Below are 13,131 nucleotides of genomic sequence, written 5' to 3' on the forward strand. Positions count from 1 at the left end.
CGGGTGAGACGGTACGGCGGGGGCGACCTCCACTGCACGACATGGCAGAGTTGCAGCGCCGCGCGCTCGACGTGATCGCTCGCGACGGCTACGCCGACGTCACGATGGGCCAGGTGGCGGCCGAGATCGGCGTGAGCCTCCGCACCCTGCACCGCCACTTCCCCACCAAGTCCGACCTCGTCTGGGGAGCCCTCGACGATACGTTCACCCGGCTAAGCGCCAACCTGGCTGCGGCCAGCGAGCATCCGTCTGTGATTGCCGCGATCGGGGCAGCCATTGTCGGGTCGTTCTCCGATGGCCAGGCGGAGGATGTCGCCGGACGCGAGCGCATGCGACTTATCGCCACAACGCCTGCGCTGCAGGCGGCCAAGTCAGAGGCGTTCCGACGCTGGCAGGATGATCTCGTTGAATTCGCCGCCGCGCGACTCGGCCTGAGCGCTGACGACGTGATCCCGCTGGCCATTGCCGCCGCGGTGCAGAGCGCGACGATGGCCGCACTCGCCTGGTGGGCGACGCATGAGGATGCCGGCCAACCGGCCGATGTGGTGGCCAGGGCTTTACGCGCGCTCGATGCGGATGCGCGCACGCCCAGCTGAGCCCCAGCCGAGCCTCAGCCGACGAGCGGCCATGCGGGGTCGCCAGAATTATGTCATTGCGCGCCATAATGCTTCGGCCCTAGCATGCCCACCATGGACACTCGAGAACTGACTGATCGCGCAGGCATCACCGATCTTCTCTACCGCTACGCCAGGGGAATCGACTCGAAGGACTGGGCACTCTGGCGCACAGTCTTCACCGATGACGCACAGCTTGACTACAGCTCAGCCCACGGCCCCACGGGAGACCGTGAGGCCGTCGGCCAGTGGCTGGAGGCCTCCTTCGCCCACATCGAGGGCGCGCACCACTACATCACGAACATCGAAATCACCGTGGACGGCGACGAAGCCGAGGCGATTGCGCTGTTCTGGAACCCCTTCCGCGCAGCGTGGCGCGAGGAGTTCAGTGCGGCCGGAGGCTACTACCGGCACAAGCTAGTGCGCACGAGCGATGGCTGGCGGAGCCGCGAACTCTACGAGGACAACCGCTGGATCCAGAACTCCCCCGGCCTGCCACCGGGCATGTGAGCCGACGCCCTCGGAGCGGACCGCATCACCAACCGCGCGTCAGGACGCCACCACGAGGAAGCCGAGCACAGCGCTCACAATCGACAGCAGCGCAAGCACCAACGCAATGGTGACGGGCTCGTGGCGACGGGCGTGCACCACGACCGCGCCCACCATCACGATAGCCAGGCACACGGCGGCGATCGGGGCCAGCGCCGTCGCGACGCCGGTTACCAGCGGAAGGATCAAGCCCAGCCCACCGACCACCTCAGCTGCACCGATCAGCTTGATGCTTGACCCGCCGAAATCATCGGTCCAGCCCATTCCGGATGCCGCAAGCTTCGGCTTCGGGCTGGCGACCTTCATCGCTCCGGCGCCGACAAACGCGAGGGCGAGAAGGGCGTTGATGATCCATAGTGCAATAAGCATGAGTTCTCCAGAGTGACGCCGCGGACGCGGCATGGGTGGGGATGAATTGAGGGGAGCGGCTCGACATCTTGTTGCCGCGGCAACAAGTAGACCACAACTTTTGTTGTCGCGGCAACCAATTCGCAGCTACGCAGATACAATCGAGTGATGGGGTATCAAGTTCCACGAATGGATGCGAGCGAGTCACGTGCGTGGCTCGCTTTGGTGGGCGCCATCGAGCTGCTCCCCGCAGCCTTGGACGCACATCTACAGGCCGATTCTGGTCAGACCCATTTTGAGTTCATGGCGCTCAGCCTGCTCAAGAACGCGCCGCACAATGTGTTGCGACTCACGGAGCTAGCTACCGCGTCCAACTCGACGCTCCCCCGGCTCTCCAAAGTGGTCACCCGGCTGGAGTCACGTGGTCTCGTCGAACGAAACCCCTGCGAAAGCGACGGGCGTGCGATCAACGTGCACCTGACCACCGCCGGCCGCAAGGCGCTCGTGCTCGCCACGCCAGGTCACATCGCGCACGTTCGCCGGCTCGTGATCGACGACCTTACTCCCGACCAGCTCACGGCACTTGCCAGCGCCCTGGAACCGATCATCGCGAAGCTCGATCCGCACCAGCGGCTCGGCACGGCAGCCTGCCCCGGCTGAGCGCCGCAACGCCGTAGCGCCGTAGCGACACCCTTGACAGGTGACTTTTTGGTCACATAAAGTCACACCATGAGCGATGGATTGGTGTTCAAGGCACTCGCCGACGAGACCCGTCGCGCCTTGCTCGACTCGCTGTTCTCTCGCGGAGGGCAAACCCTGGGCGAACTCGTCAATGAGCACACGGAAATGACCCGGTTCGGCGTCATGAAGCACCTCAAGGTGCTCGAGGAGGCCGGCTTGGTCGTCAGTGAGCGCCAGGGACGCGAGAAGTTGCACCACCTGAACCCCGTGCCCATCAGGCTCATCCACGACAGGTGGATCGATAAGTACACGGCCGAGCGCGTGGGGGCGCTCACCGGGCTGAAGAGCGAGTTGGAGGACGAATCATGACTGACGAGTTTCCTGTTGTCGCACCGCGCCTACGCGACGAGCACCTGGCTGCGGCCAACCGTCGCGGCACAACACAGATCTACCGGATCGACATTGCCGCCACCCCAGAGCGCATTTGGGAGGCGATCACGGATCCCGATTGGACGGTTAGATACGGATACGGCGGTCGTGCCGTCGTCGAGCCACGGGTGGGCGGGCGCTATCAGGTCGAGAAACCACCGAACCTGCTGGTTGCCACCGAAGCCGAAGACGGCGCCGGCGCCGGCGGCACGGTTCCGGCGCCGGACATCATCATCGAGGGCGTTGTCACGGCCTACGATCCTCCCCTGCTCCTGGCAACGAGGCTGCGATTTCTCGTCGATCCCGATACCGCCGCTGAACCGCCGACCGAGGTCAGCTATGAGATCGAGCGCCTCACCGATGCCCGCTCCCGCCTGACCGTCACACACGAACTCCGCGGCGCTCCGCGTCTGGCCGCCGTCGTCAGCGGGGAGTTGGAGCAGCTCGGTGCCGGGGGCGGACATCCGCTCATGCTGAACGAACTGAAGAGCCTTCTGGAATCAGGACACACCCTGCGCGAAGGCCGAGGACAAGGAGGCCACTGATGCCATCCCCCGAAGAATTCCCGGGGGTAACAGCTCCCGGTCGCGCCCTGGCAACCACCGTCGACCCGCGGCGATGGCGAGCCCTTGGGGTGCTGGCGGCTATGCAATTCCTCCTGGTCGTCGACCTCACGGTGGTCAACATCGCATTGCCGCGCATCGGCGCTGATCTCGACCTCGGACCCGCGAATCTGGTCTGGGTCGTCGACGCATACGCTCTCACCGCTGGCGGGCTGCTGCTCCTCGCCGGTCGGATCGCCGACCTCGCCGGGCGCCGCAGGATGTTTCTCATCGGAGTGTCCGTCTTCGCCGTGGGCTCAGCTCTCGCCGGTCTCGCGCCGGCCGGGTGGGTCCTCCTTGTCGGCCGTGTCATCCAGGGGGTGGGCGACGCCATTGCTGCACCAGCTGCACTGGCCCTCATCGTCGTGTTGTTCCCTGAGACCGGGGAGCGCGCCAAGGCGATCGGCATCTGGGGTGCGCTGGCCGGCATCGGGGGCGTGACCGGCACCATCATTTCTGGGGTACTCACCGATGTACTGAGCTGGCGATTTGTGTTCCTCATCGCCCTGCCGGTGGTCATCGCGGTTCTCGTGATCAGCCCTCGCCTGCTGTCGGAAAGCAGGATGCCGCGCGCGTCCAGGCCGGAGTTCGTCGGCGTGCTCGCCGGAACGGCTGGGCTCGCCGGTGTCATCTTCGGGTTGTTGCAGGCCGCAGAGGAAGCATGGACCGACCCACAGGTCTTCATCCCCCTGATAGGCGGAGCGCTGCTCTTCGCATTGATGTTCGTCATCGAAGCGCGAAGTCGCGATCCGCTGATACCGCTCACATTCTTCGCGAGCCGCACTCGGCTGACCGCCAACGCCGTCACGCTCGTGAACGCCGCGGCCTTCACCACCTTCCTCTTCATCCTGAGCCTCTACGTGCAGCAAATCCTGCACTACACACCACTCATCGCCGGGCTCGCCTATCTTCCGATCGGCATCGCCATAGGCGCAGGACTCGCACTCGGATCTGCGCTGATTCCCAAGGTGGGTCTGCGTGTCGTTCTCGTCGCTGGCTGCGCCGTCACCGCGCTCGGGCTGGGCGTGACGGTCATCCTGTTGGCACCAGACGCGACCTACTGGTGGCAGGTCGCGCCCAGCATGGCGGTGGTCGGCCTCGGGCAGGGCCTGCTCCTGCCCAGCATGACCACCACAGCGCTGGCCGGCGTCCATGAGCGGGATGCGGGACTCGGATCTGGCGTACAGGCCACCATGACCCACGCCGGCGGAGCCCTCGGCCTCGCGATTCTGGTCAGTATTGCGGTTCGGCACGCGGCGGATGTCGCTGTGGGCACACCATCCGTCGACGCTGCACTCGCCGGCTTCGGTCTCGCGCTGGGTATCGCGGCGGCTGGCATGGCCGTTGCAGGGGTGGCAGCCGCAGTTCTCGTGAGGGATCCGGCAGGGCACACGGACGTCGATCATGGCTAGCCGCAGCCACGACAGCGTTCACCCAAACGGCCCGGAAACCTGCCGACCAGCATGGGCCTATGCGCGCGCTGTGGCCACCTCGCCCGCGAAGTCCGGCGCGGTGACCCGCTCAATAACATCGCTCAGCACATAGCGTTCGTCGGCACCTGTCACGCGATGCACGTCGCCCGTGATGCTGATGTCCGTTTCCGTCTCCTTCTCTGCGCACGACGGGCCAACCCACAGCTCGACAATGCCCGGCTCGACGATGCGGTCGAAACGCAGCCCGGTGAACGCCAGTCGCGCCGTCGGAACCTGGAAACGCACGACAGCCTCCTCCCCCGGCGCCAGGTCGACTCGGTGGTAGCCGAGAAGCTGGGCAACGGGTCGCGTCACGCTGGCGTGCACGTCACGCGCATAGAGCTGCACGAGGTCGGTCCCTGCACGCTCACCGGTGTTGCGGATGCGCACGCTCGCCGAGAACGTGTCGCCAGCGGTGACCTCGGTGTCGGCATCCAGATTCGTTCTCTCGAATGTCGTGTAGGTCAGGCCGTGCCCGAACGGCAGTACCGGCGTGTTGTCGACGCTCGTCACGTCGGACGGTCCGCCGAGGATCGGGTGCAGGTACGTGTACGGCTGCGCCCCTGCGGACCTCGGTAGCGTCACGGGCAGGTGCCCGCTGGGCGAGACGGTGCCAGCGAGAATCGATGCGATCGCGCCACCACCCTCTTCGCCGGGAAAGAAGGCCTGCAGCACCGCGGCCGGCGGGTTCGGTCCGTCGACGGCCCAGCCAATGGCGTACGGACGGCCAGACATGACCACCATGACAACAGGCGTGCCGCTGGCCACGACGGCTTCCACCAGTGCGCGCTGGATGCCGGGAAGCTCCAGGCTCTCCACGTCGTTGCCCTCGCCCATGGTGCCTCGGCCGAAGAGTCCGGCACGGTCGCCGACAACGACAACGGCGACCTCGGCGCCGCGAGCCGCTTCGACGGCAGCGGCGATGGCGGAGGCGTCATCCCCTTCCACGTCGCAACCCGCGGCGAACACCACGTCGGCACCCGGGAGTTCATCGCGGATGGCGTCAAGCACCGTAGGCATGTCGAGCTCTGCCGGCACACCGGGGTGGTGGGCCAGCACGTGGTTCACGAACGAGTAGCAGCCCATCAGCGCTTCGGTTGAATCTGCATTCGGACCGATCACCGCAACCCGGCCAGGAGCCCGCCCATCGGCATCCCGCAACGGCAGCAGCCCGTCATTGGTGAGCAGAATCAGGGATTCTTCCGCCAGGTGGCGCGCCACCCTGCGGTGTTCTGGGGAGTCCAGGTCAATCGAGGTCGGCGGTGTGGCGAACGTTTCATCGAGGAGTCCGAGATCCTCCTTCTGTGCCAGCACGCGCAGCACAGCGGGATCGATGAGCGACTCAGCAGTCACTCCGGCCCGTATCCGCTCGAGAAGGGGCGTGACGAAGGCGTCCCCCGTTGGGAGTTCGACGTCGATCCCGGCGCGAATAGCCAGCTCCGCCGCTTCGCCCCTGTCACGGGCGACGGCGTGCATCAGGTGCAGGAACACAACGGAGAAGTAGTCGGAGACGACGACGCCGTCGAACCCCCACCCCTCGCGGAGAATCTCAGTGAGGTATTCCGGAGTCGCGCCGACCGGTGCCCCATCAATTTCGGAGTATGAATTCATCACCGATCGAACGCCGCCGTCGATCACCGCCATCTCGAACGGCGGCAGGAAGACATCGTTGATCTCCCGTCTGCCGGCATGCACCGGCGCGTGGTTACGGCCGGCCTGGGAGGCCGAATAGCCCACGAAATGCTTCAGGGTCGCGTGGACACCGGCTGCCTGGAGCCCGGTGACATAGGCGGTGCCGATCGTGCCGACGACATAGGGGTCTTCGGCGATGCACTCATCCACCCGACCCCAGCGCGGATCGCGAATGACATCGAGCACGGGCGCGAGTCCCTGATGGATGCCGAGTTCCTTCATGGACTGCCCGATCAACTGCCCCATCTCCTGGACGAGGTCTGGGTTGAACGCAGCGCCCCACGCCAACGGCGTCGGGAAGGTGGCCGCCTTCCACGCGGCAAGCCCGGTGAGGCATTCCTCGTGCACGATGGCCGGGATGCCGAGGCGAGTCGTCTCCGTGAGACGGCGCTGCTCCGCCCACAGCCATCCCGCCCGCTCCACCGGGTCGACCGGGCGAGTGCCGTAGACCCTGGTGAGGTGGCCCAGGCCATCGACGGTGGCTTCGTCATACCGGGTGGATGACGCCATCTCCCCCGACAGGGGTGCGACGACCTCACCACCCTGGTCGACCCAGTACCCGACGAGTTGGGCGAGCTTCTCCTCCAGGGTCATCCGGGCATGCAGGTCACGGACGCGGTCGGAGACCGGGGGCAATTCTGGGTTGGTCACAACGTTCTCTCTCTACTTCGAAAAAAATCAGGAGCTGACGGATTCGCGGCGGGCAGATCAGCCCTTGACCGCTCCGGTCAGGCCGCCGACGATGCGGCGTTCAAACAGCGCGAAGAACACCAGCGCAGGAATCATGGACAGGGAGGTGAACGCCAGCACTTTCGCGGTATCCACCGAGTACTGCGAGGCGAAGGACTGCACGCCGAGGGGCAGCGTGAACACCGCATCGTTGTTCAGGATGAAGAGCGGGAGCAGGTAGCTGTTCCAGCTGGCGATAAACGCCAGGATTCCCACCGTGATGACGCCAGGCATGGCGAGCGGCACGATCATGCGCCAGAAGAAGCCGAGTCTGCTGCATCCGTCAATGAATGCCGCTTCCTGGATCTCGTCGGGGATGGCGCGCAGGAAAGGCACCAGGATGATGATCGTCGTGGGCAGCGCGAACGCGATTTGCGGCAGGATGACGCCGCCCAGCGAGTTCATGAGCCCCAGGTTCTTGATAACCAGATACAGCGGGGTGATGGCGACGGTCATGGGAAACATCAGCCCGGCGGCGAACATCGCATAGATCACGCCGCGCCCCTTGAATGAGTACCTGGCGAGCACATAACTGGCCATCAGGCCGAGCAACACGACGCCGAATGTCGTGGCGAGTCCGGTGATGAGTGAGTTCCCGACCAAGCGCCAAAAGAGCCCGCCGGTGAGTACGTCGAGATAGTTGCCAATGTGCCACACCGATGGCAACCCTGACGGGTCGACGGTGATCTCAGAGTTCGTGCGGAATCCGCCGATGATGATGAACAGCACAGGGGCCAGCATCAACCCGACGACAACGACGGCGACGACGTAGGTGACGGGAGTGCCCCAACGGCGTGGCGCCTTGAGTGGCAGCATCGTGCTGGCCGGCACGGTCTGTAGGGCGGTCATGTGCTTTTTCCTTTTCCGGTGATGGCGCCTTCGGTGTCTCTGCGCAGCACGAAACGCTGATAGATCAGGGCAACGACGAGCGAGATCAGGAAGAGCACAACGGCGACGGCGTTTCCATAGCCGTAGTTGCCAGCATTCCGACCGTTGGCGACGAGATAGGTCGCCATGGTGGATGTGCCAGCGGTCGAGGCAATGTACTGGCCCCAAATGATGTAGACGAGGTCGAACAGCTGCAGCGCCCCGATGATCGAGAGGAACGCCCAGATGCGAAGCGTGGGCGCCAGCAACGGCAGCGTGATGTGCCGCTGCACCTGCCAGAAGCTCGCCCCATCGATCGCGGCCGCTTCGGGGAGCTCCTCCGGAATTCCCTGCAGGCCGGCGAGGAAGAGAATCACCGCGAAGCCGACGTACTTCCAGGTGAGGATCAGCATCAACGTCCAGATCGCGATGTCGGGATTCGACAACCAGTCCTGTTGAAAACTGCCAAGGCCGATCTTCTCCAGAAATCCGTTGACCGCGCCGTTGGTCTGCAGCATCAGGCTCCAGCCGGTGCCGACGACAACCTCTGAGATGACGTATGGCACGAAGATGAGCACGCGGATGATGGACTGCCCGCGCAGCTTCCGGTTCAGAAGCAGGGCAAGGAGGATGGCGACCGGCCCCTGAAGCACCAGCGACAGCACAACGATGATCCCGTTGTGGGTGAGAGCTTCCTGGAACGTCGGGTCCTGGAAGATCGTGACGTAGTTCTTGAACCCGATGAAGTCTGTCGGCGGTCCGTAGCCCTGCCAGCTGAAGAACCCGTAGTAGGCGGCCATGACGACAGGGAAGATGACGAAGGCGAGGAAGACCACGAGTGCCGGTCCGACCAAGACGGCAATCTCGGCTTTGGCTCCCCACGTGATTCGTCCGCGACGCCGCACGGGCGGGGACGCGGGCACGGTGCCCACATCCCCGCCTTTCGCGAGATCCACCACTGGTCGCGTCGATGTATTCTCGCGAAGTGACATATCGCGACGCCTAGGCCTTCTTGGCCGCGTCGTTGACCGCCTGGATGAGCTGCTCAGGGCTGCCCTTGCCGGCCAGCAGGTCGACAACTCCGACGTTCAGCGCGTTTCCGACGTTCTGCCCGTAGACCGTGTCGAGCCACTGCGAGACGAACGGGGCCTTGTTGTATGCCTCGATGATCTGCTTCAGGTACGGCTCCGTGACGGCTTTCTGAGCCACGGTGTTCACGGGTGGCGCATTGAAGGCTGCGTAGTACGCCTCCTGCACGTCGGCGCTGCCGATGTAGTTGAGGAAGTCGACGCACTCTTTCGGTGCATCCACCGAGCAGGAGTAGCCATCGACACCGCCGAGGATCGAGCCGGGCTCACCATCGCCGCCGTCAATCTCGGGGAACGGGAACCAGGCGAGGTCAGCCAGCGGCTGGGCGTCTGGCGTCAAGGACGCGATCACGCCAGGGTTCCATGCGCCCATCAGCTCCATGGCGGCCTGGTGGTTGGCTACGAGACCGGCCGAGCTGCCGGCACCCTGCTGGGCTGCGGTGGTCAGGAAGCCCTGGTTGAACGGTTCGGTGTCCGCGAACTTCTGCAGGTCTTCGCCGGCCCTGATCCAGCAGTCGTCGGTGAACGTCATCGTGTCTGCCGCCTCGGCCAGTACGTCTGGGCTGCACTCGCGGAGGGCGAAGAAGTAGTACCAATGCGCGGCGGGCCATGCATCCTTGGCACCCAGAGCGATCGGCGCAACGCCAGTGCCCTTGAGCTTCTCCACGGCCACATCGAGGTCATCGATTGTTGTGGGCGTCTCGGTGATTCCCGCTGCGGTGAACAGATCCTGGCTGTAGAAGAGTCCGCCAGGGAGCACGGAGACCGGCATCGCATAGACCTTGTCGTCGAGGCTGTTGGCGATGAACGACCCCTCGGGGATCTCCTCCTTGACCTGGTCTGACAAGCCATCGGTGATGTCCATCAGCTGGCCGGCCTTGACCATGGCGGCCATCTTGCCGCCACCGCGCTGCAGGAAGATATCGGGCGCGTCGCCGGAGTTGAGAGCCGTCTGGAGCTTGCCGTCGAGGTCTTCGTTCTGGATGGGCTGGATCTTGATCGTCACTCCGGGATTGTCGGATTCGAAGTCCGCGACAGTCTTTTCCCAGAAGTCCTGGCCGGGGCCGGTGCTGGAGTTGTGCCAGAGGCTCATTGTCACGTCGCCGCCGGAGGACGAGTCTCCTGAGCCGTCAGCGCTGCAGGCAGAGAGCCCCAGCGTGCCAAGGACCAGGACCGTGGAACCTGCGAAGATCTTCTTCGCCTTCGTGCGGTTCAACATCATGTGGTTCAACCTTTTCTCTTCATTGAGGAACACCATCGGGTGCCGAGGTGGGTGTGGGGCTGTGCCCCGAGGGGAGTGTGCCCCGAAGGGCGGTGCTGCTGTTTCAGGCCGAGGAGACGCTCCGTGAAGCCATGCTCCCAGACTCGAATTAGGCATCAGTGTCACAGTCGAAAAAAGTTGTGTCAAACGTTTTCGAAAACAGTTTCCATGCCCCTATGCTGAGGCCATGACGCCCCGCCCCACCATCCATGACGTTGCCGCCGCTGCCGGCGTCTCAGTCGCGACGGTGTCGAAGGCCGTCAACGGTCGCTACGGAATCTCAAGTGCGACAGCCCAGCGGGTGCTCGATGTCGTGCAGGAGCTGGGTTACGAGTCGAGCCTCGTCGCCAGCAGCATGCGCGCCAGGAGAACGGGAGTCATCGGCATCCTGGTGGCCGATTTTGAGCCATTCAGCGCTGAGATCCTGAAGGGCGTCGGCGCCGCCCTGCAGGATTCCCGCTACGACCTGCTCGCCTATAGCGGCTCCCGCCAGAACGAGACCAATGGCTGGGAGCGGCGGTCGCTCAGTCGACTGAGTGGCACGCTGATCGACGGCGCGATCATGGTGACGCCGACGGTTGACACAGCATCGTCTGAGATTCCGGTTGTCGCCATTGATCCCCATACTGGGCGGGCTGATCTGCCCACCGTGGAATCCGACAGCTTCGGTGGGGCGCTGCAAGCCACGAGATACCTCATCGAGCTAGGGCATCGGCGAATCGGCTTCCTCGCGGGTCGCCCAGACCTGCGTTCGGCGGGACTCCGCGAGGCCGGTTATCGCCAGGCACTTGCCGATGCCCACATTCCGTTCAACCCTGCACTCACCAGGGTCGGACGCTACGAGCGCGAGTCGGCCAAGGCGCCAGCCGCTTCACTGCTGTCGATGGCCGACCGCCCTACCGCGGTGTTCGCCGCGAATGACCTCTCAGCGATCGCCATCATCCAGGTTGCTGCCGAACTCGGACTTGAGGTGCCAGGCGACCTGTCGGTCATCGGGTTCGATGACATTCCAGAGGCATCGCAGATGCACCCGGCGCTTACGACGATTCGTCAGCCCATGAAGAAGCTCGGCGCCACCGCCGCGAGCATGCTCGTCACCCTCCTGAACGGAGAGTCGCTGGCGCAGAACCATGTCCGGCTCCCCACCGGGTTGGTTCGCCGTTCAACGACGGCACCACCGCGATGATCGTGACACTCTTAACTGACGATCTGTTCGCGTTCCGCGTTGTCCGAAATCTTGCGCAGGAGTGCGGCCAGGGTCGCCTGTTCGTCGTCGTCGAGACCAGCCAATAGTCGACGACTCTGCTCAAAGCAACGCAGGATCTCCACTTCCACGAGCTGCCGGCCCCGCTCTGTCAGCTCCAGCATCACGACACGGCCGTCACGCTCGGTTCGTTGTCGAACGATCAACCCGGCGCTTTCCAGCCGTGCTGTCAGCTTGGTCGTCGCCGCACCGCTCAGCATGGTCTGCGCGGTGACTTCGCTGGCGCGCAGCGCATGTTCACTTCGGGCCAGAGCGCACAATACGTCGAATTCCGACCGTGACACCCCGCTCGGCGCCAACACTCGAGCCAGCTGCTGGGAAGACTGGGCGCTGATCCGGTCAATGCGCCCCACGAATTCCATCGGCGTCGTATCGAGATCGGGCAGCGTGCGCTCCCAGCTCGCCCGCAGGCGACTGATGAAGTCGCTGCTCTGGCGCCCATCGATGGTCACGCAATTAAGCATAGTTCGCGCGGTGTTTAAGAGAAGCTTTACCCGTGAGATATCCGGGTTTTGCGCTGAACGGCGGCTCAGCTGTCAGCTATCAGCTCTCGGCTCGCTCTCGGCCTTCAGAGGAAGTTGGCGCACGCTGGTGAAACGTCGCTCCCCGCCATCGATGGGATCGGTGAATGTCAGTTCGCTCGCCAGCAGCTGCAGCGGGGTGGAGAAATCGTCAACGGCCACCCCGCGAATGATGGGGTACAACGGATCGCCGGTGATAGGCGCGCCAAGACCCAGCATGTGCATCCGAAGCTGGTGGGTGCGGCCGGTTCGGGGCGTCAGCCGATAAATGGCCGAGTCGCCTATGACGAGCTCGCGCTCGATCAGCGATTCTGAATTGGCCGGAGCATCGGGGTCAACCTCGGCCTGCAGCTGACCGCGGTGCTTGATGAGGTGGTTGCGAACGGTGACCGGCTGCTCCAGCTCTGGCCGGTTCGGTGCCAGCGCGCGATACGTTTTGCTCATCTCGCCGCGCTGGAACATCGTCTGGTACTCCCCCCGCCAACGCCGTTCCGTCGCCAGCACAAGAAGACCGGATGTCACGCGGTCGAGTCGGTGGAGCGGCGAGAGTTCTGGCAGGCCCAGCTCAGCGCGGAGACGCACCACAACACTTTGCTGCACGTGCTTGCCTCGCGGAATGGTCGAGAGGAACGGGGGCTTGTCGATGACGACGATCCGGTCATCTCGATGGACCACGTGGATGCGCCCGGGCACAACCTTCTCCACCGACAAATCGCGATGAAACCAGACGAAGGTGTGCGGCTGATAGGCGTCGTGCCAGCCAACCGGTTCACCCGACTCGTAGACGATGCGTTCCTGCGTGAGGAAGGCCGGCACGTCGATGTGTTCCGACAAGCGCTCGTGCAACCAGCCGCCAATGTGTGGCCACGGCAGGGGCTCTGCGCTGTCACGGTCTGGAGTACGCAGCCACGCGGCATCCAGCCCATTTCGTTGCGGCAGCGGAGAGCGTGGGGGCATCACACGATCGTACGTGACTCAGCAGCAGGGCGGCGCAGCCCTGAACTGCTGGCGGCA

General features: G+C 64.5%; 14 protein-coding genes. 7 read left to right on the plus strand and 7 right to left on the minus strand.

What is annotated here, in order from left to right; genetic code table 11:
- Positions 1-41: 41 nt before the first annotated feature.
- Both AC25Z0_RS07340 and AC25Z0_RS07345 read left to right on the plus strand, forming a co-directional pair.
- Positions 42-596: an acyl-CoA-like ligand-binding transcription factor gene (locus AC25Z0_RS07340; protein ID WP_488132735.1), complete on the plus strand. Its 555-nt coding sequence runs from the start codon at positions 42-44 to the stop codon at positions 594-596.
- Between the two features lie 93 nt (positions 597-689).
- Positions 690-1,124, plus strand: a complete 435-nt coding sequence (locus AC25Z0_RS07345) for a nuclear transport factor 2 family protein (protein WP_488121429.1) — start codon at positions 690-692, stop codon at positions 1,122-1,124.
- Between the two features lie 39 nt (positions 1,125-1,163).
- On the opposite strand, the gene AC25Z0_RS07350 is transcribed toward AC25Z0_RS07345, so the two are convergent.
- Positions 1,164-1,532: a DoxX family protein gene (locus tag AC25Z0_RS07350; RefSeq protein ID WP_488121428.1), complete on the minus strand. Its 369-nt coding sequence runs from the start codon at positions 1,530-1,532 to the stop codon at positions 1,164-1,166.
- 168 nt (positions 1,533-1,700) lie between these two features.
- On the opposite strand from AC25Z0_RS07350, the gene AC25Z0_RS07355 reads away from it, so the two are divergent.
- From AC25Z0_RS07355 to AC25Z0_RS07370, 4 genes are all read left to right on the plus strand, one after another.
- On the plus strand, positions 1,701-2,171 hold the full coding sequence (locus AC25Z0_RS07355; protein WP_488132736.1) for a MarR family winged helix-turn-helix transcriptional regulator: 471 nt from the start codon (positions 1,701-1,703) through the stop codon (positions 2,169-2,171).
- 69 nt (positions 2,172-2,240) lie between these two features.
- A complete protein-coding gene (locus AC25Z0_RS07360) occupies positions 2,241-2,561 on the plus strand; it encodes an ArsR/SmtB family transcription factor (protein ID WP_488132737.1) in 321 nt (106 codons plus the stop codon).
- Entirely contained in the window at positions 2,558-3,166 is a 609-nt protein-coding gene (locus AC25Z0_RS07365; protein WP_488132738.1) for an SRPBCC domain-containing protein, read from the plus strand. The genes AC25Z0_RS07360 and AC25Z0_RS07365 overlap by 4 nt, the downstream gene beginning before the upstream one ends.
- Complete coding sequence (locus AC25Z0_RS07370; RefSeq protein ID WP_488132739.1) at positions 3,166-4,635, plus strand: MFS transporter; 1,470 nt, start codon at positions 3,166-3,168, stop codon at positions 4,633-4,635. Before AC25Z0_RS07365 ends, AC25Z0_RS07370 begins: the two co-directional genes overlap by 1 nt.
- Positions 4,636-4,692: 57 nt before the next feature.
- On the opposite strand, the gene AC25Z0_RS07375 is transcribed toward AC25Z0_RS07370, so the two are convergent.
- The 4 genes from AC25Z0_RS07375 to AC25Z0_RS07390 are packed head-to-tail and all read right to left on the minus strand — an operon-like array spanning position 4,693 to position 10,290.
- On the minus strand, positions 4,693-7,038 hold the full coding sequence (locus AC25Z0_RS07375; RefSeq protein WP_488132740.1) for a beta-xylosidase/alpha-l-arabinosidase: 2,346 nt from the start codon (positions 7,036-7,038) through the stop codon (positions 4,693-4,695).
- 57 nt (positions 7,039-7,095) lie between these two features.
- Positions 7,096-7,965, minus strand: coding sequence for a carbohydrate ABC transporter permease (locus AC25Z0_RS07380; protein WP_488121422.1), 870 nt, complete (start codon positions 7,963-7,965; stop codon positions 7,096-7,098).
- Entirely contained in the window at positions 7,962-8,975 is a 1,014-nt protein-coding gene (locus AC25Z0_RS07385; protein WP_488132741.1) for a carbohydrate ABC transporter permease, read from the minus strand. Before AC25Z0_RS07385 ends, AC25Z0_RS07380 begins: the two co-directional genes overlap by 4 nt.
- A 10-nt stretch (positions 8,976-8,985) precedes the next feature.
- Positions 8,986-10,290 carry an ABC transporter substrate-binding protein gene (locus AC25Z0_RS07390; protein WP_488133122.1) on the minus strand — a complete coding sequence of 435 codons (1,305 nt, stop codon included), beginning with the start codon at positions 10,288-10,290 and terminating at the stop codon, positions 8,986-8,988.
- A gap of 229 nt (positions 10,291-10,519) precedes the next feature.
- On the opposite strand from AC25Z0_RS07390, the gene AC25Z0_RS07395 reads away from it, so the two are divergent.
- A complete protein-coding gene (locus AC25Z0_RS07395; protein WP_488121420.1) occupies positions 10,520-11,518 on the plus strand; it encodes a LacI family DNA-binding transcriptional regulator in 999 nt (332 codons plus the stop codon).
- A gap of 11 nt (positions 11,519-11,529) precedes the next feature.
- Here AC25Z0_RS07395 and AC25Z0_RS07400 read toward each other — a convergent pair whose 3' ends face one another.
- Positions 11,530-12,048, minus strand: coding sequence for a MarR family winged helix-turn-helix transcriptional regulator (locus AC25Z0_RS07400; protein WP_488121419.1), 519 nt, complete (start codon positions 12,046-12,048; stop codon positions 11,530-11,532).
- An 84-nt stretch (positions 12,049-12,132) separates the two neighbouring features.
- The gene (locus AC25Z0_RS07405; RefSeq protein WP_488132742.1) at positions 12,133-13,074 is read right to left on the minus strand and encodes a pseudouridine synthase; all 942 of its coding nucleotides are present in this window, start codon (positions 13,072-13,074) and stop codon (positions 12,133-12,135) included.
- Positions 13,075-13,131 lie beyond the last annotated feature (57 nt).

The sequence above is a fragment of the Leifsonia sp. Y862 genome (assembly GCF_057669585.1).

Bases quoted from the DNA above. Each gene is read 5' to 3' on its own strand.
- AC25Z0_RS07405 (WP_488132742.1), bottom strand. From the start codon at position 13,074: ATGCCCCCACGCTCTCCGCTGCCGCAACGAAATGGGCTGGATGCCGCG.
- AC25Z0_RS07350 (WP_488121428.1), bottom strand. From the start codon at position 1,532: ATGCTTATTGCACTATGGATCATCAACGCCCTTCTCGCCCTCGCGTTT.
- AC25Z0_RS07340 (WP_488132735.1), top strand. From the start codon at position 42: ATGGCAGAGTTGCAGCGCCGCGCGCTCGACGTGATCGCTCGCGACGGC.
- AC25Z0_RS07360 (WP_488132737.1), top strand. From the start codon at position 2,241: ATGAGCGATGGATTGGTGTTCAAGGCACTCGCCGACGAGACCCGTCGC.
- AC25Z0_RS07370 (WP_488132739.1), top strand. From the start codon at position 3,166: ATGCCATCCCCCGAAGAATTCCCGGGGGTAACAGCTCCCGGTCGCGCC.
- AC25Z0_RS07385 (WP_488132741.1), bottom strand. From the start codon at position 8,975: ATGTCACTTCGCGAGAATACATCGACGCGACCAGTGGTGGATCTCGCG.
- AC25Z0_RS07365 (WP_488132738.1), top strand. From the start codon at position 2,558: ATGACTGACGAGTTTCCTGTTGTCGCACCGCGCCTACGCGACGAGCAC.
- AC25Z0_RS07380 (WP_488121422.1), bottom strand. From the start codon at position 7,965: ATGACCGCCCTACAGACCGTGCCGGCCAGCACGATGCTGCCACTCAAG.
- AC25Z0_RS07345 (WP_488121429.1), top strand. From the start codon at position 690: ATGGACACTCGAGAACTGACTGATCGCGCAGGCATCACCGATCTTCTC.
- AC25Z0_RS07395 (WP_488121420.1), top strand. From the start codon at position 10,520: ATGACGCCCCGCCCCACCATCCATGACGTTGCCGCCGCTGCCGGCGTC.
- AC25Z0_RS07390 (WP_488133122.1), bottom strand. From the start codon at position 10,290: ATGTTGAACCGCACGAAGGCGAAGAAGATCTTCGCAGGTTCCACGGTC.
- AC25Z0_RS07355 (WP_488132736.1), top strand. From the start codon at position 1,701: ATGGATGCGAGCGAGTCACGTGCGTGGCTCGCTTTGGTGGGCGCCATC.